Annotated in this window: 26 protein-coding genes and 1 other annotated feature; of the genes, 23 read left to right on the top strand and 3 right to left on the bottom strand. The window is 39.2% G+C overall.

The features are described 5' to 3' along the window. The first annotated feature begins 130 nt into the window (after nucleotides 1-130). The 10 genes from HMPREF9706_RS02100 to rpmA all read left to right on the top strand — a co-directional run bounded on the left by HMPREF9706_RS02100 (nucleotide 131) and on the right by rpmA (nucleotide 10,608). Nucleotides 131-2,773 (top strand): valine--tRNA ligase, encoded by a 2,643-nt coding sequence (locus HMPREF9706_RS02100; protein ID WP_006907712.1) that lies wholly within the window; start codon nucleotides 131-133, stop codon nucleotides 2,771-2,773. Between the two features lie 21 nt (nucleotides 2,774-2,794). Next, nucleotides 2,795-4,144: a bifunctional folylpolyglutamate synthase/dihydrofolate synthase gene (locus HMPREF9706_RS02095; RefSeq protein WP_006907711.1), complete on the top strand. Its 1,350-nt coding sequence runs from the start codon at nucleotides 2,795-2,797 to the stop codon at nucleotides 4,142-4,144. A gap of 51 nt (nucleotides 4,145-4,195) precedes the next feature. After that, entirely contained in the window at nucleotides 4,196-4,897 is a 702-nt protein-coding gene (gene radC, locus HMPREF9706_RS02090; RefSeq protein WP_006907710.1) for a RadC family protein, read from the top strand. Between the two features lie 130 nt (nucleotides 4,898-5,027). Continuing rightward, the gene (mreB, locus tag HMPREF9706_RS02085) at nucleotides 5,028-6,050 is read left to right on the top strand and encodes a rod shape-determining protein (protein ID WP_006907709.1); all 1,023 of its coding nucleotides are present in this window, start codon (nucleotides 5,028-5,030) and stop codon (nucleotides 6,048-6,050) included. A gap of 18 nt (nucleotides 6,051-6,068) precedes the next feature. After that, the gene (gene mreC / locus HMPREF9706_RS02080) at nucleotides 6,069-6,920 is read left to right on the top strand and encodes a rod shape-determining protein MreC (RefSeq protein WP_006907707.1); all 852 of its coding nucleotides are present in this window, start codon (nucleotides 6,069-6,071) and stop codon (nucleotides 6,918-6,920) included. Further along, on the top strand, nucleotides 6,907-7,476 hold the full coding sequence (mreD, locus tag HMPREF9706_RS02075) for a rod shape-determining protein MreD (RefSeq protein ID WP_006907706.1): 570 nt from the start codon (nucleotides 6,907-6,909) through the stop codon (nucleotides 7,474-7,476). The genes mreC and mreD overlap by 14 nt, the downstream gene beginning before the upstream one ends. Before the next feature lie 106 nt (nucleotides 7,477-7,582). Next, a complete protein-coding gene (locus tag HMPREF9706_RS02070; protein WP_006907704.1) occupies nucleotides 7,583-9,487 on the top strand; it encodes a M13 family metallopeptidase in 1,905 nt (634 codons plus the stop codon). A gap of 74 nt (nucleotides 9,488-9,561) precedes the next feature. Further along, nucleotides 9,562-9,632: a sequence feature (ribosomal protein L21 leader region), on the top strand. Nucleotides 9,633-9,648: 16 nt separating this feature from the next. After that, nucleotides 9,649-9,960, top strand: a complete 312-nt coding sequence (gene rplU, locus HMPREF9706_RS02065; protein WP_006907703.1) for a 50S ribosomal protein L21 — start codon at nucleotides 9,649-9,651, stop codon at nucleotides 9,958-9,960. Continuing rightward, nucleotides 9,960-10,304: a ribosomal-processing cysteine protease Prp gene (locus tag HMPREF9706_RS02060; protein ID WP_006907702.1), complete on the top strand. Its 345-nt coding sequence runs from the start codon at nucleotides 9,960-9,962 to the stop codon at nucleotides 10,302-10,304. Before rplU ends, HMPREF9706_RS02060 begins: the two co-directional genes overlap by 1 nt. Nucleotides 10,305-10,317: 13 nt before the next feature. Continuing rightward, the gene (gene rpmA / locus HMPREF9706_RS02055; RefSeq protein WP_006907701.1) at nucleotides 10,318-10,608 is read left to right on the top strand and encodes a 50S ribosomal protein L27; all 291 of its coding nucleotides are present in this window, start codon (nucleotides 10,318-10,320) and stop codon (nucleotides 10,606-10,608) included. Between the two features lie 63 nt (nucleotides 10,609-10,671). Here rpmA and HMPREF9706_RS02050 read toward each other — a convergent pair whose 3' ends face one another. After that, complete coding sequence (locus HMPREF9706_RS02050; RefSeq protein ID WP_006907700.1) at nucleotides 10,672-11,085, bottom strand: hypothetical protein; 414 nt, start codon at nucleotides 11,083-11,085, stop codon at nucleotides 10,672-10,674. Between the two features lie 189 nt (nucleotides 11,086-11,274). On the opposite strand from HMPREF9706_RS02050, the gene rplS reads away from it, so the two are divergent. Continuing rightward, nucleotides 11,275-11,628: a 50S ribosomal protein L19 gene (rplS, locus tag HMPREF9706_RS02045; RefSeq protein ID WP_277985550.1), complete on the top strand. Its 354-nt coding sequence runs from the start codon at nucleotides 11,275-11,277 to the stop codon at nucleotides 11,626-11,628. Between the two features lie 103 nt (nucleotides 11,629-11,731). Here the strand turns inward: rplS and HMPREF9706_RS02040 are convergent, their stop codons facing one another. After that, nucleotides 11,732-13,606: a fructose-bisphosphatase class III gene (locus tag HMPREF9706_RS02040; RefSeq protein ID WP_006907698.1), complete on the bottom strand. Its 1,875-nt coding sequence runs from the start codon at nucleotides 13,604-13,606 to the stop codon at nucleotides 11,732-11,734. Nucleotides 13,607-13,756: 150 nt separating this feature from the next. On the opposite strand from HMPREF9706_RS02040, the gene HMPREF9706_RS02035 reads away from it, so the two are divergent. After that, nucleotides 13,757-14,191, top strand: coding sequence for a hypothetical protein (locus HMPREF9706_RS02035; protein WP_006907697.1), 435 nt, complete (start codon nucleotides 13,757-13,759; stop codon nucleotides 14,189-14,191). A gap of 49 nt (nucleotides 14,192-14,240) precedes the next feature. Next, nucleotides 14,241-15,251, top strand: coding sequence for a YitT family protein (locus HMPREF9706_RS02030; RefSeq protein WP_006907696.1), 1,011 nt, complete (start codon nucleotides 14,241-14,243; stop codon nucleotides 15,249-15,251). Nucleotides 15,252-15,335: 84 nt separating this feature from the next. On the opposite strand, the gene HMPREF9706_RS02025 is transcribed toward HMPREF9706_RS02030, so the two are convergent. After that, nucleotides 15,336-16,157: a Cof-type HAD-IIB family hydrolase gene (locus HMPREF9706_RS02025; RefSeq protein ID WP_006907695.1), complete on the bottom strand. Its 822-nt coding sequence runs from the start codon at nucleotides 16,155-16,157 to the stop codon at nucleotides 15,336-15,338. A gap of 197 nt (nucleotides 16,158-16,354) precedes the next feature. Between HMPREF9706_RS02025 and HMPREF9706_RS02020 the strand changes: the two genes are divergently transcribed. The 10 genes from HMPREF9706_RS02020 to pyrH all read left to right on the top strand — a co-directional run bounded on the left by HMPREF9706_RS02020 (nucleotide 16,355) and on the right by pyrH (nucleotide 26,220). Beyond that, complete coding sequence (locus HMPREF9706_RS02020; RefSeq protein ID WP_006907694.1) at nucleotides 16,355-16,693, top strand: metal-sulfur cluster assembly factor; 339 nt, start codon at nucleotides 16,355-16,357, stop codon at nucleotides 16,691-16,693. A gap of 21 nt (nucleotides 16,694-16,714) precedes the next feature. Then, a complete protein-coding gene (locus tag HMPREF9706_RS02015; RefSeq protein ID WP_231285827.1) occupies nucleotides 16,715-17,086 on the top strand; it encodes a hypothetical protein in 372 nt (123 codons plus the stop codon). Nucleotides 17,087-17,207: 121 nt separating this feature from the next. Then, nucleotides 17,208-19,820 (top strand): ATP-dependent chaperone ClpB, encoded by a 2,613-nt coding sequence (gene clpB / locus HMPREF9706_RS02010; protein WP_006907692.1) that lies wholly within the window; start codon nucleotides 17,208-17,210, stop codon nucleotides 19,818-19,820. Between the two features lie 284 nt (nucleotides 19,821-20,104). After that, nucleotides 20,105-21,322 (top strand): AI-2E family transporter, encoded by a 1,218-nt coding sequence (locus HMPREF9706_RS02005; protein ID WP_006907691.1) that lies wholly within the window; start codon nucleotides 20,105-20,107, stop codon nucleotides 21,320-21,322. A 27-nt stretch (nucleotides 21,323-21,349) separates the two neighbouring features. Beyond that, nucleotides 21,350-21,949 (top strand): NfeD family protein, encoded by a 600-nt coding sequence (locus HMPREF9706_RS02000; RefSeq protein WP_006907690.1) that lies wholly within the window; start codon nucleotides 21,350-21,352, stop codon nucleotides 21,947-21,949. Next, entirely contained in the window at nucleotides 21,949-22,974 is a 1,026-nt protein-coding gene (floA, locus tag HMPREF9706_RS01995) for a flotillin-like protein FloA (protein WP_006907689.1), read from the top strand. The genes HMPREF9706_RS02000 and floA overlap by 1 nt, the downstream gene beginning before the upstream one ends. Beyond that, complete coding sequence (locus HMPREF9706_RS01990) at nucleotides 22,967-23,428, top strand: hypothetical protein (protein ID WP_006907688.1); 462 nt, start codon at nucleotides 22,967-22,969, stop codon at nucleotides 23,426-23,428. The genes floA and HMPREF9706_RS01990 overlap by 8 nt, the downstream gene beginning before the upstream one ends. 153 nt (nucleotides 23,429-23,581) lie before the next feature. Beyond that, entirely contained in the window at nucleotides 23,582-24,370 is a 789-nt protein-coding gene (gene rpsB, locus HMPREF9706_RS01985) for a 30S ribosomal protein S2 (protein WP_006907687.1), read from the top strand. 140 nt (nucleotides 24,371-24,510) lie between these two features. Beyond that, the gene (gene tsf / locus HMPREF9706_RS01980; RefSeq protein WP_006907686.1) at nucleotides 24,511-25,392 is read left to right on the top strand and encodes a translation elongation factor Ts; all 882 of its coding nucleotides are present in this window, start codon (nucleotides 24,511-24,513) and stop codon (nucleotides 25,390-25,392) included. Nucleotides 25,393-25,491: 99 nt separating this feature from the next. After that, nucleotides 25,492-26,220: a UMP kinase gene (gene pyrH / locus HMPREF9706_RS01975; RefSeq protein WP_006907685.1), complete on the top strand. Its 729-nt coding sequence runs from the start codon at nucleotides 25,492-25,494 to the stop codon at nucleotides 26,218-26,220. Nucleotides 26,221-26,262 lie beyond the last annotated feature (42 nt).

The following is a 26,262-nucleotide window of genomic DNA, read 5'->3' as shown; positions in this document are numbered from 1 at the left end:
TACGGAGCCTTGGCTTCGATATCAAAAAGAGTGACTTTCGGGTCAAAAATTAGGTGGTACCACGTTATTCATACGTCCTATGCGAAGGCATAGGGCTTTTTATTTTAAAATATTAAAGGGAAGGTGTCTTATGAAAGCAGAAGAAATGTCAACCAAATACCAACCTCAAGAGGTTGAATCGGGGAAATACCAGTCTTGGTTAGAAGAAGATCTATTTAAACCCTCAGGTGATAAAAAAGCAAAACCTTATTCAATTGTTATTCCACCACCCAATGTTACTGGGAAATTACACTTAGGACATGCTTGGGATGTGACCTTACAAGATATGATTATTCGTCAAAAAAGAATGCAAGGTTTTGATACCTTGTGGTTACCCGGAATGGACCATGCCGGGATTGCAACTCAAGCCAAAGTTGAAGAGAAGTTGCGTCGTGAAGAATCGATATCGCGCCATGAATTAGGCCGGGAAAAGTTTGTAGAAAAAACCTGGGAATGGAAGGAAGAGTATGCTGAAACCATCCGTCAGCAATGGGCAAAGATGGGAATTTCAGTTGATTATTCAAGAGAGCGATTTACCCTTGATGAGGGCTTGAATGAAGCGGTTCGTAAAGTCTTTGTTGATTTATATCAAAAAGGTTGGATTTACCGAGGGGAATATATTATAAATTGGGACCCTGAATTCCAAACAGCGCTATCGGACATCGAGGTTGTCTATCAAGATGATCCAGGTAATTTTTGGCATTTACGCTATCCTTTAGCTGATGGATCAGGTTATGTGGAGTTAGCAACGACGCGTCCGGAAACATTATTAGGTGACACTGCGGTTGCGGTTAATCCTAAGGATGATCGTTACCAAGATTTGATTGGTAAAACGGTGATTTTACCCTTAATGGATCGTGAAATTCCAATTGTTGCTGATGATTATGTTGACCGAGAATTTGGAACTGGGGTTGTTAAAATTACACCAGCTCATGATCCTAATGACTTTGCCGTGGGCAATCGGCATGATTTGCCTCGAATTAACGTGATGAATGATGATGCGACAATGAATGAGAATGCGGGCAAGTATCAAGGAATGACCCGAGAAGAATGCCGAAAAGCAGTCGTTGAAGATCTTGAAGCTGGCGGATTTTTAATTAAAGTTGAAGAGATCGTTCACTCAGTGGGACATTCGGAAAGGTCTCACGCTGTTGTAGAGCCTCGTCTATCCACTCAATGGTTTGTAAAGATGGACCAATTAGCAAAAGAAGCGATTGCCAATCAAGAAACAGATAATCGGGTAGATTTCTATCCACCTCGTTTTGAGAATACTTTCTTGACCTGGATGGAGAATGTCCATGATTGGGTTATTTCGCGGCAATTATGGTGGGGACATCAAATTCCTGCTTGGTATCATAAAACGACCGGAGAGGTATATGTTGGATTAGAAGCACCTCAAGATGCTGAAAATTGGCGACAAGAGTCTGATGTGTTAGATACCTGGTTCTCTAGTGCCTTGTGGCCCTTCTCAACGATGGGATGGCCCGACGAAGGACAAGCAGACTATCAAAGATATTTTCCAACGGATACCCTAGTCACAGGGTATGATATTATCTTCTTCTGGGTTAGCCGAATGATTTTCCAATCCTTGGAATTTACGCATAAACGTCCTTTTAAAAATGTTTTAATTCATGGGTTGATTCGTGATGCTCAGGGACGAAAAATGTCTAAATCCTTAGGTAACGGGGTAGACCCAATGGATGTCGTGGACGAATATGGAGCAGATGCTCTCCGTTGGTTCTTGGCAACAGGATCGACACCAGGGCAAGATGTTCGCTATTCAACAGAAAAGATGGCTGCTGCTTGGAACTTTATTAATAAGATTTGGAACGCCTCCCGTTATGTCTTGATGAATGTTGATGATCTAAAATTAGATCAAATAGAGATTGGACAGGATTTAACTCTGGCTGATCGTTGGATCTTATCTAAACTTCAAACAACGATTGAAGAAGTAACCCGTCTATTTGAGAAATTCGAATTTGGGGAAGCGGGTCGCATTTTGTATCACTTTATCTGGAATGATTATTGTGATTGGTATATTGAAATGACAAAAGAACAACTTCAAGCAGATCATTTGAATAGTCGGACGACCCAATCTGTCCTGATTTATGTTTTGGATCAATTTTTACGTTTACTGCATCCGATTATGCCTTTTGTAACGGAAGAAATCTGGCAACACATCGCGCCATCAGGTGCCAACTTATGCCATGCTAAGTATCCAGAGGTTAAGGTTGAATATCAAAATGATCATTCAGAAAAGGCGATGGATCAACTCATTCAGGTGATTACAGCAGTTAGACAGATTCGCAATGAGATGAATACACCATTATCCAAGCCTTTAGATATTATGATTCAAACCAAAGAAGCTCAAGTCATCACTGATTTACAAGATAATCAGGCTTATATTGATCGCTTCTGCCACTGTCAATCTTTAAAAATTGGTGATGAATTTGCTGTTGATGAAGAAATGGTCACTCAAACATTGCCCTTTGCCCAAGTGTTAATCCCTCTTGCAGGGTTGATTAAGATTGAAGATGAAATTCAACGTCTGCAATCTGAAGTGAGTCGTCTGCAATCCGAAGTGACTCGTGCCAGTAAAAAATTGGACAATGAATCCTTTGTCGCTAAAGCACCGGAAGCAGTCGTTGAGCAAGAACGACAAAAATTAACACAGTATGAAGAACAATTACAAGCGGTTAAAGCGCGAATCGAAACGCTTCAATCGATGAATTAATCCATTAAGGGAGATAAATAAATGGAATTTACAAGGATTGAAGAAGCAACGGACTGGCTTTTAAATCAAGTCAATCCGATACCACGTCCGGATATGACGAAGATGTATCAAGCATTAGAATACATGGGGAATCCCCATCTTGGGTTGCCGGTCCTTCATATTACGGGGACTAATGGTAAAGGATCAGTGGTCGCTTATTTGAGAGACTTATTTCAAAGTCAGGGCTTAAATGTGGGTTCTTTTACTTCACCACATATTGAGCGATTTAATGAACGGATTAGTTATAACCATGAACAGATCTCAGATGAAGCGGTTATTCGTTGGACAAACCGTTTAAAAGAATTGAATACTTATATGGAGACTCATTCAGAGTACGGTCGCTTAATATATTTTGAATTGTTTACCATATTAGCCTGCTTATACTTTCAAGAAAAGAAGCCTGATGTATGTCTTATTGAAGCGGGTATTGGTGGAATGCATGATTGTTCTAATGTTCTGGATGGACAGGTATCTGTTATCACATCCATTGGTTTAGATCACGCAGAAATGTTGGGTGATACTAAAGAAAAGATCGCTTATGAGAAAGCGGGAATTATTAAGCCAGGCCATAGTGCGGTGACTGGTTATATGGAAGAGGGCCCATTAGCGGTTATCGATCAATGGGCTCAGGACCATCATGCTAAAGCCTATCACTATGATAAAGAGTATCAAGTCAGTCAGGTTAAAGATTTGGGGCCTCACGGGGCAGAATTTATTTTTAAGAGTCCTTTATGTTTGAATGAATCATTAGCGGTAAAGATTGCTATGATTGGTGAACATCAAGTCCACAATGCAGCAACTGCTTTACAAGCGTTTATTCTATGGATGCAAGGCCATCATTTAGAAATTGATTGGTCCAAGGCTCTTCAAGCTTTGAGCCAGACTCACTGGATCGGTCGTTTGGAAGCAATTAGTGAGCAGCCTTTGATTTATCTGGATGGAGCTCATAATATGGAAGGATTAACAGCTTTAAAAGAAGTTGTCTCCCATCAATTTAAAGACTATCAGATTGAATTGGTTTATGCTGGACTAAGAAAGAAAAATCAGCACGACCAAGTTCCTTTATTATTAACTTTTGAGGTTGATCAGGTTAATTTTACCGGCTTTGATCATTTTGAATCTATGGAATTGGAAGACTTCCAAGCTATCTTAGAACAAACGGATAAGCCGATAGAACAGGCGTATCATTTTATTGAAGATTGGCCGACATGGATCGACCAGTATTGTCATGACCATAGTGGATCTGATCGTTCTTTACTGTTGATAACAGGTTCTTTATATTTTGTCTCACAAGTTCGGGAATACATTCTATCACAAAAGCTTAATGGTTAAAGCGCAAACCCCTCCAATTCATCTAATTATAGGTGAAGGAGGGGTTTTACTATGGCATATATCGATGCTAGTTTGAAAAAGAAGGCGGTTCGGCATCCAGAACAACCAAGAGAAAGACTCGTTCAGTATGGTGTAAAGGCCTTATCCAATCAAGAATTATTGGCCATCCTATTGAGAACAGGCACTCGAGAGCAATCAGTCATGGATCTAGCTGGGCAGTTCTTGGCTTGTTTTTCTTGTTTAAATGATTTAAAGCAGGCTTCTCTTGAAGAGTTCCAATCGATTAAAGGAATTGGTCGGGTTAAGGCGATTGAATTGAAAGCGGCGATTGAGTTAGGGTCTAGGGTTCATATATCCAATTTACCGAGATATGGTATTGCAACTTCGACCCAGAAAGTCGGTCAGTGGTTAATCCAGGAAATGGGAGACCTGCAACAGGAACATCTTGTTTCGTTGTGTTTAAATACAAAAAATGAAGTGATTCGTAAACAAACCGTTTTTATTGGATCTTTGGCCTCCAGCGTGGCACATCCTCGAGAAATTTTTAAAGAGGCAGTAAAGTATCCTACTGCTCGAATTATTCTGGCTCATAACCATCCATCAGGTAATCCTGATCCATCACCGGCAGATTTATATTTTACCAAGCGGATGATTGCTTGTGGTGATATGATGGGCATTGAATTGTTAGATCATATTATCATTGGAAATGGCATATACCATAGCATTCGAGAGACGAGTAACTTATTTGATTAATACCTCTAAGAAAGAGACTAGACTCTATGATTAGGGCTAACCATAGGATTAGACCTAGGATATCCATTGAATCAAGTTAGGTCTTTTGATATAATTTATCAAGCTATATCATTAATGAGGAGGAAGGAACGTGGCAATTTTTGGCAAGGAACGATTAGGTATTGATCTTGGTACAGCGAATACAGTCATATCGGTTGCTAATAAAGGGATTGCCTTACGGGAACCCTCATTATTGGCAGTTGAAAAGCAGACTCAAAAAGTCGTCGCTTTTGGCCGAGAAGCTAGTAGGATGGAGGGACGTACTTCTGATAATTATGAACTGATTCATCCTTTGCAGCACGGAGCGATCGCTCATTTTTCTTACACTAAACAAATGTTGGCTCACTTTATGTCGGCCTCATTAAAATATTCATTTTCAAAACCGGAAGTGGTTTTAACGGCTCCTTGCGACCTTTCTAAGGTAGAAAGAAAGGCGATTATTGATTCAATTCGTGATCTAGGAATTAATCGAGCAATGATCGTCGAAGCACCTTATGCGGTGGCCTTAGCAGCTGGTTTGGAAGTCGAACAGGCGCGCGGTAAGATGATTGTAGATATTGGTGAAGGGACGACGGATATTGCAGTTATCTCCTATGGTGAAACAGTAAAGTCTCTAACCCTAAAGCAAGCCTCGGGTAGTATGAATGATAAAATTGCGCAAGCAGTTCGTAATGAACATCAGTTGCTCATTGGTGACTATACTGCTGAGACCTTAAAAATTGTTTTGGGAAATGCTCATTATGAAAGTGATGACCAAGATCATCTATTAGTACGGGGGCGCAGCGTAGCCCAAGGAGTGCCGAGCCAAGCTAAGGTTTCAGCGGCTTTGGTGGCAGAGGCTATCAATGAAGTGATCGGACAAATCCTTTTAGGTATTCGACAAGTATTGGAACAAACACCTATTGAGTTATCGGCTGATCTTCTGGAAACTGGAATCCTATTAAGTGGGGGAGGATGTCTCTTAAAGCGTTTAGCAACGCGTATTGAAGGAGAAATTGGAATTCCTGTACGTTCATATGATTATCCTTTTGATGCAGCTGCGATAGGAGCCGGTAAGTTATTTGACCAACTCAATTATCAAAGTAAACAGATCGAGCGTCAAGCACGTCTATAGGAAGAAGGAAGACTATTTATGCTCAATAACAAAAAATTAATTGGGATTCTTTTAGGTGGGATTCTAATTGTTTCCTTGATTAGCTACTCACTTTTCAATTCAACCAACAACATCTTAAAATTGGCAGTGAATGAGACGGTATCTTGGACTGGTCGTGTTCTATCTGAGCCGGTGAACATGGTGGTGCGTTTCGTCAATTCGGTGGATGATTTGGTGAATACCTTTGAGGAAAATGAAGCCTTAAAATCTAAAATCGATCAAGCATACGAGATGCAGGTTCGAATTGCTGACTTAGAGACTGAAAATGAAAAATTACGTTCGCAATTAGATCTAAGTGAAACACTTTCTGAATTTACAACGGTTAATGCTACGGTTATCTCTCGTAATCCCGATCAGTGGACTGAAACTTTGATTATTAATGCGGGTGAAAACAAAAAACTTAAACCAAACATGGCGGTGATGGCAGGAAATGGTCTAGTGGGCCGGGTAATTGAGGTGTATCCAACTTCAGCCAAAGTCTTGCTCCTAATGTCACAAAAGAGTAAAGATGGTATGGTGTCGGCTCGCATCCAAACTGATGATAAAGGGGCCTCGGCGATCGGTGTTCTTAGTGAGTACGATCCCCAGACTAAAGAGTATTTAATGACTCAGGTTTCTCCAGATGCTAAGGTTAAGAAAGGGAACATGGTAATTACCTCTGGATTAGGGGGAGTGATTCCATCAACCTTATTAATCGGTGAAGTTACTTCGACCCAGATGGATGACTATGGTCTTTTCCAAATTGTTCGTATCAAACCCGCCGGAGAAATGACCGATATTCGATTTGTAACTGTGATTCAAAGAGCAGGTGAAGCTAATGAGAAGGACTAATCTGGCTTATAATCAAAGTTATCAACGCGATCGGAATATTAAGGGATTAATTCCCTTGGTCCTGTTAATTGCTTTAGTCGTAGATGCCGCCTTATCTACTTTATTTCCTAAGGCATTTATTGGCGAACAGCAGGTCATAGTGCCTCATTTTTTGGTATATTTTATCCTTGTGTTCGCCTTTTATCTGAGACATTCCTATATTTTATGGTATAGTTTTTTGATCGGTCTGGTTCAAGATGCATATTTAACGACAGTATTGGGCCTGTATGCCATCATTTACTATTTATTAACTTATTTTATTCTGAAGACAAGAAGGTACTTTCCAAGGAATGCGATTATTCATTTTATGTTGTTTATTGTGGCGATTACCCTAATCGATTTTGTCGTATATTATTTTTATTTAAGAGTGGGCCTTGTTGATATGAGTGTCCAAACTTACATACTGGTTCGCTTGGGACCTAGTTTAATTTTTAATACTGCAATGGCCTTCTTCTTATATTTCCCAGCAAAAGCTTTACTCCGTTGGTTGGGCTATAATGATCATATTATTTTTTAATGATTTAAAGCTGCTTTTAAAAGCAGCTTTTTTGGTAGGGTCTAAGATTGATAGGCCTTTTTTTAGTATGATATAATACAGATAATTTTAAGAAAGAGGTGCTTGTATGACGATTGATCGACAGTTAGTAAAAGAAGATTTATACCAAGCAGTGAATGGCGATTGGCTTAAAACAGCGGTTATTCCTAATGATAAATCTCGTACAGGAGGGTTTTCAGTTTTAGCGGATGAGCTTGAGGAGACCATGTTGTCAGAAGTGGACCAGATGCTTGCTGGAAACGTTGAATTAGAAGACGAAGCACTATTGGAATTTGTGAAGCTTTATCGACTAGCTTTAGATCAAGATAGTCGCACGAAAATTGGAGTGCAAGAAGCGAAGAAAATTTTGGATTGGATTCTAAAAGCGGAAGACTACGAAAATTTACAAGATAGAATCTATCGAATGATAGAAATGGGTTGGACGAGTCCTTTTAATTTATCGGTTAGCCCAGACCTGAAATCAGCTAAAGAGCATGCTTTATATTTAGATGTACCTAATCTAATTCTACCAGATACTGTTTATTATCAAGAAGGAAATAAAAAGGGACAGAGTTTGTTAGCAACTTATGAAAAACAAAGCCAAGCTCTATTAGAAAAATATGGCTATTCAAGTGAAAGAGCTGAGTTACTTGTTCAATTAGCTTTGGAATTGGACAAAGCTTTTGCTCAAAAGCAAAAATCAAGAGAAGCATTAGCTGATTATACTAAGCAATATAATCCACGTCCTAGCAATGAAGTCATCGCTTATTTTAATAACTTGAAGTTTGATGCGATCATTACAGGCTTGATTGGTTTTGTCCCTGAAAACATTATTGTGACCCAAGTTGAGTTTTTTGAGGCTTGGAACTCTTTCTTTAAAGAAGATGGCTTTAAAAAATTGCAAGCCTGGTTATTGGTCCGAGTTGCTAATGATCTAGCTAATATATTATCTGAAGAAATTCGGCAATTGGCTAGTCAGTATAGTCTGGCCTTGTCAGGCAACCCAGAAGTGCAGAGCTTTAAAAAACATGCTTATTATCAAGTCAAACAAGTTTTTAGTCAGCCAGTAGGTATCTATTATGGTAGGAAATACTTTGGTCCAAAAGCTAAAGCAGATGTGCAAGAGATGGTTGACCAGATGATCAAGGTCTATCAAGACCGATTAAATCAGAATGATTGGTTAAGCCCAGAGACGATCGAAAAAGCAATTCAAAAATTAGATGCCTTTGAAGTCTTGGTAGGTTATCCTGATAGCTATCCTGCTTATTATTCCGATTTAAAAGTCGATTCGGACCAATCTTATTTTAAGAATTTTTGTCAATTACAAGAAATAATAGTGGCCCATCATTTTGAAAAAATGGGTAAAAAAGTAGATCGTACAGAATGGCATATGCCAGCAGATATGGTTAATGCTTACTATAGTCCTTCAGGGAATTTAATTTGCTTCCCAGCGGCGATCTTACAAGCGCCATTTTATAGTTTAGACCAGTCTCGGTCTCAGAATTACGGTGGGATTGGAGCAGTTATTGCTCACGAGATTTCTCATGCATTTGATAATAATGGTGCGAAGATGGATGCTGATGGAAACATTAATAATTGGTGGACAGAAGAAGATTTCCGATCCTTTGAAGCCAAGGCTCAAGCTATGATTGATCAGTGGGATGGTATTCCTTTTAGGCAGGGAAGTGTTAATGGACGACTGACGGTTTCTGAGAATATTGCTGATTGCGGGGGCTTAACGGCAGCTTTACAAGCTTTAAAGCATGAGTCTGACTACCAAATTGATGAATTTTTCTATAATTGGGCGCGGATTTGGTGTCAAAAGGCTCGACCAGAATTTGAAGCGATGTTATTACAAATCGACGTTCACGCACCGGCGGAATTGCGGGCCAATATTCAAGTTCGAAATCTGGATGAATTCCATCAAGAGTTTGCAACGAAAGAAGGAGACTCCATGTATCTTGCTCCTGAAAAACGAGTTCGAATTTGGTAAAACAAATTACAATTAATCATTGACAAGATGAAGATCAGTCTGCTAGAATAAGACTGTTGTTGTATTGTGTAGCACCACATCTGCAACCGCTCAGCTTGTGTATTAAGCACATTGGTCGCGCAAGTTGGCGAGTCTCAAAATAAATTATAGGAGGTGCTTAAATGTACGCTATTATTAAGACAGGCGGTAAGCAAATCAAAGTTGAAGAAGGACAAACAATTTTTGTTGAAAAATTGGACGCTCAAGAAGGTGATAAAGTAAACTTTGAAGAAGTAGTTCTTGTAGGTGGCGAAGGCGAAACTAAAATCGGTTCACCATTCGTATCAGGAGCTTCGGTAGAAGCAACTGTTGAAAAACAAGGACGTGCTAAGAAAGTCGTTACTTTCAAATATAAACGTCGTAAAGATTCACATCGTAAGCAAGGACACCGTCAACCTTATACTAAGTTGACGATTAATGCTATTAAAGCCTAATGATTCGAATTCAGATAGGATTGAGCTCAGATCAAAAGCAAGTTCGTTTTATTGAATTGAAAGGACATGCTGAGATGGCTGATCCAGGATTAGATATCGTTTGCGCGGCAGTTTCTAGTCAGATTATTTCGCTTGAAAATTCTTTGGATCAATTGTTGTCACTTGAGACAGAAGTTGAAATAGATGATGTTCATGGCGGATATTTGAAGCTGACGATTCCACACTTGGACATAAAGAATAGAGATCATGATATCCAATTGTTATGCCAACATGTGATTTTGGCGCTGACAGTGACGCAAGAATCTTATCCAGAGTATATTCAGATCAAACAAGTTATCGCATAGGAGGTGCAAGTTGATGTTAAAATTAAATTTACAATTATTTGCGACTAAAAAAGGTGGAGGTTCGACTCAAAACGGCCGTGACTCCATTGCTAAACGTTTAGGTGCTAAGGTTGGCGACGGTCAAACGGTTACCGGAGGATCGATCATTTTCCGTCAACGTGGAACAAAAATCCATCCAGGACATAATGTAGGTCGCGGTGGCGATGATACTTTATTCGCAAAAATTGATGGTGTTGTTCGTTTCGAACGTAAAGGCAAAAAAGCAAAGCAAGTTTCTGTTTATCCAGTAGCTGCTGAAGCATAAATTTTTTAATAGATCTAAAAAGGCCTGCTAGATTCATGGGATTTAGCAGGTTTTTTTATTGCTTTATTTACTTTGATAAATTTTATGGCCGAAATAGTCTTTTAAGTATTCATGGTTGCCGAGGATTATTTGTTTTTCTTTAAGGATAGAATAGGATCGGATATTGATGGGTTCGCATTGACAATCCTGTAGACTAGGATTGGGTAATTGTTGCCAACGGATACTTAGTGGATCCTGATCATCGATTTGTAGGCTGACAATAGCTGGGTGGTCAGCGGTAAGGTAAGTAGCTAGATTGTTGTGGTCAATTGGATAGGGATAACCCTTGATGTTGGCAAGGATCGATGATCGATTAAGTACTAGCTGATATTGATCGATTTGTCCGTTTTCTATTTGATAGTTAAAGTCGTCAATTTGACTGATTGGAATGATGATCGTTTCAAGATCAGTAAAGTGAAGTTTTATGGAATGGTTCATATATATCCCCCTTTTAACTATATTATGAAGGTCAGTGGGTTAAAAATAAAGGGATTTGCTGAAAAAAACCAAGATTTTCCTTTACAATTGATTGTTTTCTAGTATAATTAAACAAGTGGTCAAGTGACCCTAATTAACGATATTCCGCTAAATAGAATGACTATTTAAGAATGTTTGTTGGAAGGAGAAATAAGAATGAGTCAATTGATTGAAAAGATCACTGCAGGTCAATTACGTAGCGATATCCCAGATTTTCGTCCTGGTGATTCCGTGAAAGTTCACGCTTTAATTGTTGAAGGCGAACGTGAACGTGTGCAAATCTTTGAAGGTTTAGTGATTAAACGCCGTGGTGCAGGAATCAGCGAAACGTATACTGTTCGTAAGATTTCAAACGGTGTTGGTGTTGAACGGACTTTCCCAGTTCATTCACCACGTGTTGCTAAAATCGAAGTGACCCGTAAAGGTAAAGTACGTCGTGCGAAACTTTACTACATTCGTGCTTTATCTGGTAAAGCTGCTCGTATTAAAGAGCGCGGTTTCTAAGATAAGAATTATAGGCCCATTAATAGGGCCTATTTTTTATGGACTGATAAGAAATCCTCCCAAGTACATGTTTGTTAAGTGTTTGGGAGGATTTCTTTTATAATTATTCATTTTCTAAAAGCATTTCTTTTAATCGGTCAGCCTTTTTATCGAATTCCATACCTAAATCGGTATCTGCGACAAAGAGTCGTTTAGGACGTTCGGTAACAATGTATTTTTTAGGGAGAATGTCTTTCTTCGATTGGATTGCTTCAGATCGACTCGTAAAAGGCTGGTGGGCACAGATATATATTTCATGGGAATTATCGACGAGTGTGTAGCCGGCAATGCCGGTGACTTTTTGGTAGGGTTTAGCAAGACCTCCGTCTATCACGAGCATTTTTCCATTTGCTTTTACTGGTTTTTCTCCCTCAATGGCTTTGATCGGTGTATGACCATTAATAATATAACCAGATTCATCAAGACCAAATTCCTTTAAGACTTTGAAGCAAAAGTCCTCTTCTTCTCGCAAGCTATAATATATATTTTGCTTTTCTTTATGGCTGGATTTATCCTCGATGAAGTAACGTTCAAAGGTGGTCATTGCATGTTTTCCAAAGAGTGGAGAAACTGGACCACACCAGAGATACCAAATAAGATCTTTATTAAAGTCATCTTGATCATTTTTATGAATGTAGGCTTGGCGGATCGCATATTCAAAGCGGTCCATTAAGGAGCGTCCTTGATAGGTCTTGCCATCTAGGGTGAGTGACATAAAGTCGCCATCATCGGTCATCGGTAGGCAACCATGAAAGAGTAGATTTTTATTATAAGTCAAGTATAGAGTTCCCTGTTGGGCTAAAAAGTTCATATGACGACTAAGGGCTGGAGAAGTTTGAAATTGATGCAATAGGTCTAATAGGACGAGTTCTTCACCAAGTGTTAGCTCATAGGGGTTATCTGGATTGACCCGTTGGAAGCAACCGTTTTTAATACTATATTTTTTACCGTTCAGATGAATTGATTGTCGATCTGCTGATAATTTATCCAGTAAGAGTCGATCCTCCATTTGGAAGTCACTCCGTCGTTGAATGACTTGTCCTTCAACCTTAAATTGCATAATGGAAATTGCTTGATGCATCAAGGTGATTTCTAGCTCATCTTCTGGGCTTAAGTTTAAGTTGCTACCCCGAGGACGAAAGGCTTCATTATCTTGGTAGTAACGGTGACCATATTTAGCAAGACGGGAAAGATCGATACCATAATCTTTAAGTAGTTGGGTATTTCCGTAACGCAGTTGAATTCGCAAGACAGTCGTTAGACATGCCAGTGAGCCGGCATAAGCTCCCATCCAGATAATATCGTGATTGCCCAATTGAATATCCATTGATGGAATCACCATGAGTCGATCCATGATCTTATCTGGATTCGGACCACGGTCATAGATATCCCCTAATACATGGAGATGATCGACTACAAAGCGTTGAATTAAATGGGCCAGAGCAACCGCAAAGTGACGAGCGAGATCAAGGTCGATCATGGTGTTGAAGATCGTATGATAATAACGCATCTTATCGTTTTCAGCATCATATTGATAGATGAGTTCCTCCAGAATATACGCATAAGCGGAAGGCAAGGCCTTGCGGACTTTTGAGCGCGTGTATTTTGAGGTAACATGACGCGTTAGTCGAACTAATTGGTCGAGCAAGATCATCCATTCTTCTTTGGATTTTTCAGCATTTAAGACTAAATCTTCCGGATAGTAAATGTTAAAGCAGAGATCGAGTTTTTCTTCTTCGCTTAATATCCCATCAAACAAGTCGTCTACTTTAATGGATATAACACCGGAACAATTCCGGAGCAGATGGTCAAAGGCTTCAAATTCCCCATGCACATCCGAAATAAAGTGCTCTGTGGATTTAGGTAATTGTTTGATGGCTTCGAGATTAATAATTTCCATTAGGTCATTGATTGTGTGATCAGATAATTGATTTTTCATGAATTCGATCCCATCGCTTTCTCTGGTATTTTAAGCGCTTGCTTACTCTTATAAGTTACCATTTTTGCAATGCTTGTCAATCGCTTTAAGATTATATAATAATTTGTTATACTTAAGAAGATTTCAAACAAATTAGAAAGTTGGGTAGTTATGTTAGAATTTAAAACACAATTTGAGGCCCTGTTAAAAGAAAAGGAACTTCCGACACAGTATCAAGCTATTGAAGGGGGACACCATTTATATCGTTTTCAGTTTAGAGCATCCAAAGAGCGAATGTTAATGGTAGAAGTCATCTTACAAAAGAGTGAGGAAGCTTATTTTGATGCGCAAATTATTTATCGTCAAGTTCATGTTTTGGACGATTACCAAAAGAAATTCCAAGCTTTAGAAGCGATTAATGACTTAAATGGTGCGAAAACAGGTTATTATAATCTTTATTTAGCTGGGGATGGGGAAATCTATCTACGCAGTCTCATCAGATGCGGTCAGGATCCCAGACCTTTATATGATACCCTAGTGATCGGATCGACGATTGCACGACTATTGCAAAAATCATTGCCTGAAAAGTTGGGCAAAAGTCTCTAATCTATGATAGAATGATCTGGTTTCATTTTATTAATAAGGGGGAGTATGGTTGTTTGAACAATATATTCAAGATAGGCCATTGGTGCGTATCTTATTTCAAGTGTTGATTGCAAATATGGCTGCGTTTTTTATAGCCATGGGTTTAAATTTCTTTTTGATTCCGGGAGACATTTTTTCTTCGGGGACTTCTGGGATTGCTCAAATTATTAATTATTTTGCACCCGTTATTCCAGTGATTGGGCCTTTCTTGACGGTCGGAAACCTAGTGTTTATTCTGAACGTGCCCTTACTCTTATTGTCATGGTTTAAGATTGGTCGTGATTTCACTTTACTAAGTTTGTTGGTCGTTTTTTTATCGACTGTTTTTACGAATATTGTACCAGTAATTCAAGTTTCAACGAATCCCTTACTTAATGGCATTATGGGGGGCGTGATTTGTGGTTTAGGTTCAGCCGTTGCAATTAAGTTTGGCCTATCCTGTGGTGGATTGGATATTGTGTCGCTGGTCTTAGCACGGGTTGTGAATGTGAATATCGGGATCTTAGGATTTGCGATTAACTCCTTGATCATTTTTGCGTCGGGTGTTTTGTTCGAATGGGAGAATGCACTTTATACGTTAATTTCGATTTATGTATTAGCCAATACGATTGATAGCATACATACCTCTGAACAACGTCTCACTGCCTTGGTAGTCACTAACAAGATGGATGAGGTTGTGAATGCGATCTATAAGTCCATTGTTCGTGGTGTAACGATATTAGATGGTCAGGGAGGCTATCTTCGAGACAAGCGGAGTGTGGTCATGGTTGTGATCAACCGTTATGAATTATATGCCTTACAGCAAGCCGTTAAGCATGCTGATGATAAAGCCTTTATTAATATCGTGCCTTCGATTAAGGTCGTTGGTCATTTCTTTAGTCGAGATCAACAGCGAGCCATGAAGAAACAAGTTCAAACCACCCAGCCTTTACCTGAAAGCTTGACGGATAATAGTCACAACTATAGTTATGGGTTAGAGTTCGATCAACTTTATGAGAATGTGGATGATTTAAACGATTAAAAAGCCTGTCAGGCTTAGAAACTTTGTTGGATCAAACTGTTTGAAACAGTTATCCTCATAATGTTCCTGAGTCTGCAGGCTTTTTTATGAAAGAATTTTTAGATCAAAGGCTTTAATCAAATGTTTGGCGAGACCATCTTGATCATTGGTAAAATCAGTAATTTCATCTGCGCTATTTTTGATCGACGCAATGGCATTCGCCATTGCGACACCATGTCCAGCATACTCAATCATTTCCCGATCGTTATCTTCATCGCCAAAGGCGTAAATACTTTCTCTGGGGATATGGTAGAAGTCGGCAATAGCCTTAACACCGACCGCCTTATTAATTCCGGCTCGAACGACTTCAAGAACTGGAAATTCTCCTCCCCAAGTTCTTACTGCAACTTGATTTGAATACTTATCTTCAATCTGTTGTTTGATAAACGTTTGCTGGTCTTCACTTGAAAAGAGGGTTAGGGCGGTAGGGTTTTTAGTTAAGCTTGATCGGGTCAGCTTAGACAATTGGGTTTCTTCTTTAGGATAGTAAGGTGAATCTGGTAAGTTCATCGATGAAGAATAGAGGCGATCAATCCCTTCAGCACAGATTAAATTGACATTTAAGCTGTCTTGCCTTTTTAAAAGCTCTAAAGCGATTGACCGGTCTAAGTCATAATGATAGGCAGCAGTCCAAGCTGGACGCTGAGGAAAACAACAATAGGCCCCATTGAAATTAACCATCGGACTTGTAATCCCTAATTCTTGATAAAGGCCAATGGATGTGCGATAGGGTCTTCCTGTTACGATTGCTATAAGATGCCCCATTTCATCGAGTTTTCTTAAGCATTGTCGTGTTAAGGGGCTAAGTTTGGATTGGTTATTGAGAGTGGTTCCATCTAGATCAATGGCAATTAAATGTTGTTGCATAGTTTTCCTCCTTGATGATTGTCCATTATATCATAGTCAGACTCTTGTTTTAAGAAGATAATGATCACTGGTTTTCAATTGGTCGTTGATATTTCCTAATTATTCAAAATATCTAGAAGACTCAATGGTCACTGAATTCGTATTGATTGCAATCTCATTCATTTTATTTACAATAGAGTAGTTAAAGGAGGTAGTGTATGGATTTAGAGATGATGCGACAGGGAAGAGATTTAACGGAATTTCAAACTCAAATTGTAGATCAGTTGTCTCAAGTCATTGATCCAGAATTAGGCTTGGATTTGATTAATTTAGGATTAATTTATGAGGTGATCGAGGAAGCGCCTGGTAAGTTAAAGGTCTTAATGACATTAACGACTCCGATGTGTCCCTTAGCGGGGGTTTTAATTGGGGACATTCAGGCAGCATTAGGAGAAATTCCTGGCGTCGAGGATATTCAAGTTGAACTGACCTTTGACCCACCTTGGTCATTGGAAAAATTATCTCGCTATGCCAAGATTGCCTTAGGGATGCTTTAGAATTAAGAGGACAGGATGATTATGTCTCAAGTTAAACAGTGTATTACTCATCAATGTTATTTAAGTCGTTACTTTAGTGATTTAACGAAAGAGTCTGTGAGTCATTTTTCACTAGAATTTATATTATTAGCCCCTGCATATTTAATTTCTACGGATATTCAAACAGGTTTTCCTTATCTTCAGGTCAGTTACCGTCAAGCATTGGACCAATTTATTAAAGAACAATTACGCCTCTATATTGATAAACACCCTTATCAAGAAAAAGAAGAACTTCCATATATAGCGGATTTTCTAAAGGAATTGAATGCTCGTTTAGACCTTTATTTTTCGTCGCAGAATGAGTTGGACTTTGATTCATATGCCTTGAATTTATCTCTACAATTAAATCGATAAAAATTTTTAAAAAAAGATTGACCTTTTTTGACCAATGGTATATACTAAACATAAGCTCTTAAGTAAGAGCTATTTTAAAACATTAAAAAGTTTGACTAATTTTGACATAAGGAGTGATACGATGATCGATAAAATGACAACCACGGTCCAAGAGGCCTTGGGTCAAGCCCAACAAGTCGCCATTACTCGTCACCATCAAGCGATTGACATACCACATCTCTGGTTGATCTTTACGCAAGATGATCATTTTGCAGGAAAAATTTACCAAGATTTGGGGATTCGCTTAGCAGATTTTCGCCAAAAAATTGAAAGCGAGATTGATAAGATATCCGAAGTGACAGGGAGCAATGTCACTTATGGTCAGCAGTTATCCAGTCGTTTGAATCAATTGATCAGTGATGCTTCTGCAATTGCCGAGGAATTTGAAGATCAGTATATTGCGACGGAAGTATTATTGCTGGCTCTATATAAGCAGAATAATAATCCATTAACTCAATATTTATTGGAGAATGGATTGGATGAAGCCACACTCAAGGAACGAATTAAAGTATTGAGAGGAGGAGAGTCTGTGACCTCACAAAATCAAGAAGAAACTTATGAATCTTTAGCGAAGTATGCTAAGAATTTAAATGAAGCTGTTAAGAACAATGAACTGGATCCGGTAATCGGTCGTGATGAAGAAATCCGGGATGTTATTCGTATACTTTCACGTAAAACGAAGAACAACCCGATATTGATTGGTGAACCTGGGGTAGGTAAGACCGCTATTATAGAAGGCTTGGCTCATCGAATTATTAAAAAGGATGTTCCTGAAAACTTAAAAGGTAAGGAGATTTATTCCCTTGATATGGGTGCTTTAATCGCGGGTGCAAAATACCGCGGTGAATTTGAAGAACGGCTAAAAGCGGTACTCAAAGAAGTTAAAAAGTCAGAAGGCCGAATCCTTCTATTTATTGATGAGATCCATACCATTGTCGGTGCCGGTAAAACAGAAGGATCCATGGATGCGGGGAATCTTTTAAAACCTATGCTGGCTCGTGGTGAATTGCACTGTATCGGAGCAACGACCTTGGATGAATATCGTGAAAATATTGAAAAGGATAAGGCCTTGGAACGGCGTTTCCAAAGGGTTATGGTGCATGAACCCACGGTTGAAGATACTATTTCAATTCTAAGGGGATTAAAGGAGCGTTATGAAATCCATCATGGAGTATCCATTCATGATAATGCTTTGGTAGCGGCAGCGACTCTATCTGATCGTTATATTACAGATCGCTTCTTACCAGATAAGGCAATTGACTTGGTCGATGAAGCTTGTGCGACTATTAAAGTCGAAATGAATTCCATGCCGACCGAGATGGATGCAGTAAATCGGAGACTGATGCAATTAGAGATTGAAGAAGCCGCTTTGAAAAAAGAGGAAGACGAAGCTTCTAAGAAGCGTTTAGAGAACTTACAAGAAGATTTATCTGCCGTTCGGCAAGAAGCTAATGAATTAAAAATGCGTTGGGAAATCGAGAAGGAAGCTTCGAACAAGATTCGTGAAAAACGCGAAAAATTAGATCAAGCTCGTCATGATTTGGAAGAAGCTGAAAATAATTATGACCTTGAAACGGCGGCGCGTTTGCGGCACGGTGAAATACCTAAGATGGAAGAAGAGCTTCAAGAAATCGAAGCGCAAGCGAGTCAAGAAGTCGGTCATCAAGCGGAACGGCTAACCCAAGAGAGTGTTACCGAAACGGAAATTGCGAAAGTGGTGGAACGATTGACCGGTATACCCGTTAATCGTTTAGTTGAAGGAGAGAGAACCAAGTTGTTACACTTGGATCAAACGCTCCATCAAAGAGTGATTGGTCAAGATGAAGCTGTACAGAAGGTCAGTGAAGCAGTCCTTCGTTCACGTTCAGGTCTACAGGATCCTAATCGTCCAATTGGTTCCTTCTTATTCTTAGGACCAACTGGGGTAGGTAAAACTGAACTAGCTAAATCCTTAGCAGAAGTGCTTTTTGATGATGAACACCATATGGTCCGAATTGATATGTCGGAATATATGGAGAAACACACGGTTTCTCGGCTAGTTGGAGCCCCTCCAGGTTATATTGGTTATGAAGAAGGAGGCCAATTAACGGAAGCGGTACGTCGTAGTCCCTATTCGATTGTCTTATTGGATGAGATCGAAAAGGCTCACCCCGATGTCTTTAATATTCTATTGCAAGTACTTGACGATGGTCGATTAACTGATTCTAAGGGTCGTGTAGTAGATTTTAAAAACACGGTGCTAATCATGACTTCAAATATTGGTTCTCACTTGTTATTGGAAGGAATGACGGATCAAGGAGAAATTAAAGATGAGACCGCTCAAGCCGTAGAAGGATTATTAAAGGATCATTTTAAACCAGAATTTCTCAATCGTATTGACGATATTGTCATGTTTAAACCATTGACTCAAGATAATCTCCATGGCATTGTAGAAAAATTCTTAGGTCAATTACGACAACGGTTGGCTCACCAAGACTTGGGCTTGACTTTAACCGATAAAGCCATTGATTGGATTGCAAGGAGTGCTTATGATCCAATATATGGTGCCCGTCCACTCTTGCGTTTTATTACTCGTGAATTGGAAAATCCATTAGCTCGAGCGATTATTAAAGGGGATGTGCTTCCTCATAGTATGATTGAAGCTGATTTAGAAGAAGATCATTTGGTCTTTAAATATAGCCCATTAAAAGACTAATCGGGTTAGTTAATGGATTTGATGAAGAAGTTGCAACAGTTTGTTGCAACTTCTTTTTTGTTCTTTCTTACTTATCTTAAAGGGTATTCAAGGGAGTTTGTAATCAGTAAGTTGAGTTAAAATAATGCTAATAGCGAGTCAGTATAAATTAAACTTTGTGAGCTTCAATGATGGACGATTATTGGAGCTTAGTAGCCAAGTAAAAGCATGTTCGTGATGCGTTAATTGATCGCTTTTGATAAAGTTTCATGGTAAAATGAAGAAAAAATAGAGAGGGTGAGTGAATGCAGGGATATCAAAAATTGGATAAAATTGTTGTGCGCTATATTCTATTGGTTGCGGCCTTAACCTTGGCCATTTTCAATTATAAGCTGATTTTTGCTTGGGTTGGTAAATTATGGATGGTAATGACCCCAATTATTGCCGGTTTTGTTATTGCTTATATCTTGAACATTCTGATGGTTCAGTTTGAAAGGATCTTGTGGCCTCATAAAAAGCAAGGTTATTGGCAAAAATCGCGGCGCCCCTTAGCGATTACTTTGTCTTTGTTAACGATACTCCTGGTTATGCTTTTTGTAATTGGATTGGTTGTACCACAAGTTTATAATGTTGCTACAGAAGCTATTAAGGCTTTTCCGGTCTTTATTTCTCACGTTGAAAAATGGACCCATCAGTTGGAAAGGGTTTTACCAGATAATTCGAACCCAGTTATGTCTCGCTTTGAAATAGACTGGTCAACCATGCTATCGAATTTTAAATCTTGGACGAATGATTTTCTATCTGGCTTTGTCAATACCACCTTATCGACGGTTGGTTCTCTAGCTTCGATTATCGTTAATGGTGTTTTGGCTTTAATTTTTTCATTATATCTGTTAATGTCTAAGGAAAAGCTAATAGATCAGTTTCTTCATGTTCTAACGACTTATGTCTCGAAGAAACGATCTCGAAAAATTTTATACGTTCTAACAACTTTAGATGAAGCATTTACGAACTTTTTAACCGGTGAAGTGATTGAAGCTACCATTTTAGGAGTGATGGTCACCTTAGGAATGTGGTTATTCCGCTTCCCATATGCAGGTATGATTGGTGTTTTAACAGGGGTATTTGCCTTAATCCCAATGCTTGGAGCTTATATCTCAGGTATTTTAGGAATGGTCTTGATTTCCGTTCACTCGATTTCACAGGCATTCTGGTTTTTACTTTTTATTATTATTCTCCAGCAGTTTGAAGGAAATGTCGTATATCCAAGGATTGTGGGATCTTCATTAGGGCTTCCGGGTATGTGGGTTCTATTTTCTATTACCATTGGAGGTGGCCTATTAGGAATTCCAGGAATGTTATTGGGGGTGCCGATTGCATCTGCTTTATATCGGATCATTAAACGAGATATTCTTGAACGAGATGGTTACTCGTATTCACAACGCCAGGCCTTTCTACGACATGCACCAAAGGACTCTTTCCAACAGATAGCTAAAGATGAAGCAAAATCTATAAATCCATAAAGAGTTAAGGAAAGGAGATGGTTTAATATGACTTTCTTTATTCTAATAGGTGTGTCTTTGTTAGTTTTATCAATTTTTACGAAACGTTCTTGGCTACTTTATCTTTTAGCATTGTTAGCCTTTATGATTTATTTTGGTTGGCAGGGGGCAAATTTATATTATTTTTTATTATTTGCCTTTGGTATGGCCTTGTTAGTGGTGGAATTGTATGTGCCAGATTTAGGTTTAGCAGGCCTTCTGGGCTTGATTCTTGCATTTGTTGGTCTGTGGTTAAAAATAGGACGTGTTGAGCTGACTTTGCTCTTCTTTCTTGGAACTATTATCTGGTCTGTGATCGAAGCAATTCTGTTATTGAATTGGGGCTTTCAATTGCAGATGAGTCCACGGTTTGTTCTTGATAAAACCATTGGCCATTCATCTGCGGACCAATCAGAGCTGTTATCAGACTTATCTCAATTAGTTGGCGAAACGGGGATTGCACGGACGGACCTTAAACCAGTTGGCAAGATTCAGTTGGGAGAGAAACTTTTTCAAGCTTTCAGTCAAGATGAATTGATTGAAGCTGGATCAAAAATAATGATTGTTGGCTACCAGTCGAATCAATTATATGTTAGGAGAGTGAAATAATGGAAAGTTTAATGTATGAGATTATGCTGAATCCTGGTTTCTTTTCAACACTGATGATAATTGTATTGATTATCATCCTGTTGACCTTGTTCTTACGGTTTGTTCCAATCGGCTTATGGATTACAGCTTATTTCTCTGGAGCCAAAGTATCCATTGCAGATCTAGCAGGAATGCGGTTAAGACGGGTTAGACCCTCTGATATTGTGAACCCTCTAATTAAAGCGACAAAAGCTGGGGTACCAATAACGACGAATGAGCTTGAGGCCCATTATCTAGCGGGTGGTAACGTCAATATAGTGGTTGATGCGCTGATTGCCGCTCAAAGAGCTAATATTGAATTAGGCTTTGAACAGGCAGCGGCCATTGACTTAGCAGGACGTAATGTCTTTGAAGCAGTTCAAGTATCTGTCAATCCGAAGGTGATTGAAACACCGGTTATTGCAGGGGTTGCGATGAATGGGATTGAAGTTCAAGCGAAGGCCAAGGTAACGGTACGTGCGAATATCGAGCGCCTTGTCGGAGGGGCTGGAGAGGAAACGATTATTGCTCGGGTTGGCGAAGGGATTGTAACCACAGTTGGTTCTGCTAAGACTCACTCAGAAGTCTTAGAAAATCCGGACTCCATCTCCCAAACGATTTTGCGCAAGGGGTTGGATTCTGGGACTGCTTTTGAAATTCTATCGATTGATATTGCGGATGTGGATGTAGGCCGAAATATCGGAGCAAAACTTCAAGCGGATCAAGCAGAAGCTGATAAAAAAATTGCTCAAGCTAAAGCCGAAGAACGGCGTGCCATTGCTGTCGCTTTAGAACAAGAGAATGTGGCACAGGTTCAAAAAATGCGTGCTAAGGTCGTTGAGGCTCAAGCTCAAGTTCCTTTAGCGGTAGCGGAGGCCTTTAGAAAAGGACAGCTGGGAGTTATGGACTATTATAAACTTGAAAATATTCAATCAGACTCTAAGATGCGTCAAGCGATTGCAGGCGAGGAGTCAGATTCATTTAAAATGAGTGATCAGAATGAATAATCTTCTCGTTATTCTATTTTTTCTAGCCTATGCCTTTGTTAAAGGCCGTTATCTAAAGCAAACTGACGATTCTAGTCAAGTAAGAAAGAGCGCGTCTAAAGTAAAAGAACCTGCTTTAAAAGCGACTAAGCGTTCTAAAAGAGCACAGACGAGTCAAATAGTCACCAGTGAACGGTTGGACAAGCATGCAGCAGCAAAAAGAAAAAACAATGCTCAAAAATGTCGAAAGATTAATCAAGCACAAAAACTGCCAACCCAAATGGATTCTCAAATAGGGAATCAAGATCCACTAATGCGATCTTCAAAAATAGGCTCAAATGACTTAAAACCCAATCAAGAAAATCTGCAAGTGGCAAACTCATTAGTTAGAAGAAGACAGCGATCTTCTCAATTGAAGAAGGCGGTGGCACTTAAGGAGATTCTTGATCTGCCCGTATCATTAAGATCTAAATAAATTAGAGCTTGATTTTTTGATTGATTTATTCTAAAATGCTAAGAGTGCGATTGAGCACAATTCACACAAGTATGGATAATTTGAGGGTTGCTTACTGAAGTCCTGAAGTTAGAAGAAGTACTTGGAGGAAATAAAAACAAAAGGAGTTATATTATGTCAGTAATCTCAATGAAACATTTACTCGAAGCCGGTGTTCATTTTGGTCACCAAACAAGACGTTGGAACCCTAAAATGAAACGTTATATCTTTACAGAACGCAATGGTATCTATATCATCGACCTTCAAAAAACCGTTAAATTAGTTGATGAAGCATACAACTTTATGCGTGAAACTGTAGCTGATGGTGGCGTTTGCTTATTCGTAGGAACCAAAAAACAAGCAGCACAATCTGTTCAAGAACAAGCTGAACGTGCTGGTCAATATTACATCAATCACCGTTGGTTAGGTGGACTATTGACTAACTGGAAAACAATCCAAGGACGTATCCGTCGCTTGAAAGAAATCGAACAAATGGAAGTGGATGGTACTTTTGATGTTCTACCTAAAAAAGAAGTGGTTGAAATTCGTAAAGAATGGGATCGCCTTGAAAAATTCTTAGGTGGAATCAAAGATATGCCAAGAATCCCAGATGTTCTTTTCGTTGTAGACCCTCGTAAAGAACGCATTGCTGTTCAAGAAGCACGTAAGTTGAACATTCCAATCATCGCTATGGTAGATACAAACTGTGATCCAGATGAAATCGACTATGTTATCCCTTCTAACGATGACGCAATCCGTGCCATCAAACTGATTACAGCGGCAATGGCTGATGCTTGTGTTGAAGCAAAACAAGGTCAGGTAGATGTTGAAGTTGATGAAGAAAATGATAAAGAATTCTTCGACAACCTATTTGAAGAAGGCAAAGAAGCAAACGAAGAAACAGCTGAAAACGAGGCTGAGTAATCGTGTTCACTACCCGGAGACGTCTGAGCCTCTCGGGTAGTTTTTTTTGAAAGACGATAATAACACTTTAGTTGGGACAAAAATTTTGTTATAATTAAATAAATGCTTATCTAAGCAAGATATTCCAAGGAGGATTTTTAATGGCAAACATTAGCGCAAAACAAGTTAAAGAATTACGTGACATCACCGGTGTAGGTATGATGGATGCAAAAAAAGCATTGGTTGAAGTAGATGGCGATTTAGATAAAGCAATCGACAACCTACGTGAAAAAGGATTAGCAAAGGCTGCTAAAAAAGCTAATCGTATTGCAGCAGAAGGTTTGACAGCTAGCTATGTTGATGGAAATGTTGCAGCATTAGTAGAAGTCAACTCAGAAACAGACTTTGTGGCTAGCAATGAAAAATTCATCAAGTTAGTTAACGATATTGCGCAAGCTGTAGCAAAAGCTCAACCAGCAGATCTTGAAGCAGCTAACGAAATTCAAATTGATGGCAAGAGCATTGCTGACCAAGTTATTGAAGCAACTCAAGTCATTGGCGAAAAGATTTCTTTCCGTCGTTTTGCGATTTTAACTAAATCTGACAATGACGTCTTTGGTGAATATGCTCACCAAGGTGGACGTATCGGTGTATTAACAGTTATTGCTGATTCTAAAGATGAAGAAGTGGCTAAGGATGTTGCAATGCACGTGGCAGCGATTAATCCGAAGTACTTAAATCCAGAAGATGTAGATGCGGAAGAAGTTGAACGCGAACGGACTGTACAACGTGAACTTACTTTAAATGAAGGTAAACCAGAAAACATCGTTGATAAGATCGTTGAAGGTCGTATGCATAAATTCTATAGCGAAATCTGCTTGAATGAACAAGCGTTTGTTAAAGATGGCGATCAAACTGTAGCTAAGTATGTTGCTAGCCATGGTGGTAAAGTTGCAGCTTATGTGCGCTTTGAAGTGGGTGAAGGAATGGAAAAACGTTCCGAAAACTTTGCTGAAGAAGTTGCAGCACAAATGAATAACTAATCAGATTGAATAAGGTGGGAGTTAAAGAAAGACGGGTATTGGCTTTCTTGCCCGCCTTTTTTTTACGAATTTGAGGCAAGTGTTTAAAGGAGGATGAAGATGTCAAAGACCAAGTATCAGCGTATTGTGTTAAAGTTATCGGGCGAGGCTTTAGCTGGTGAAAAAGGCTATGGAATTGACCCTCAAACTGTTCAGGCGGTTTGTCAGGAATTAAAAGAAGTCCATGAATTGGGGGTTGAAATTGCGATCGTTGTTGGTGGGGGGAATATCTGGCGTGGTTCCATTGGCTCACAGATGGGGATGGACCGAGCTCAAGCTGATTATATGGGCATGTTAGCTACTGTTATGAATGCTCTTTCCTTACAGGACTCATTGGAAAATCTAGGCGTACCGTCACGGGTACAAACTTCGATTGAGATGCGGGCAGTTGCAGAACCCTATATTCGTCGTAAGGCGATTCGACACTTAGAAAAACAGCGCGTTGTCATCTTTGCGGGTGGAACTGGAAATCCTTATTTTACAACGGATACGACTGCTGCATTAAGAGCTGCTGAAATTGAGGCGGATGTGATCTTAATGGCTAAAAATAATGTGGATGGGGTCTATTCTGCTGATCCAAAATTAGATCAATCAGCTAAGAAGTTCGAGCATTTAACGCATTTGGATGTTATTCAAAAGGGATTGAAAGTGATGGATTCAACAGCCTCATCCTTGAGTATGGATAATGATATACCTTTAGTGGTCTTTAATTTGAATCAACCAGGAAATATTAAAAAGGTTGTTCTGGGTCAAAATATAGGGACAACAGTTGGAAACGCCAATAATTAGGGGTTGATGACTGTTCGCCAATTAAAAATTTTGTTATAATGA

The organism is Facklamia hominis CCUG 36813 (assembly GCF_000301035.1).
Taxonomy (GTDB): Bacteria; Bacillota; Bacilli; order Lactobacillales; family Aerococcaceae; genus Facklamia; species Facklamia hominis.
This window is presented reverse-complemented; position numbering and strand designations above follow the sequence as displayed.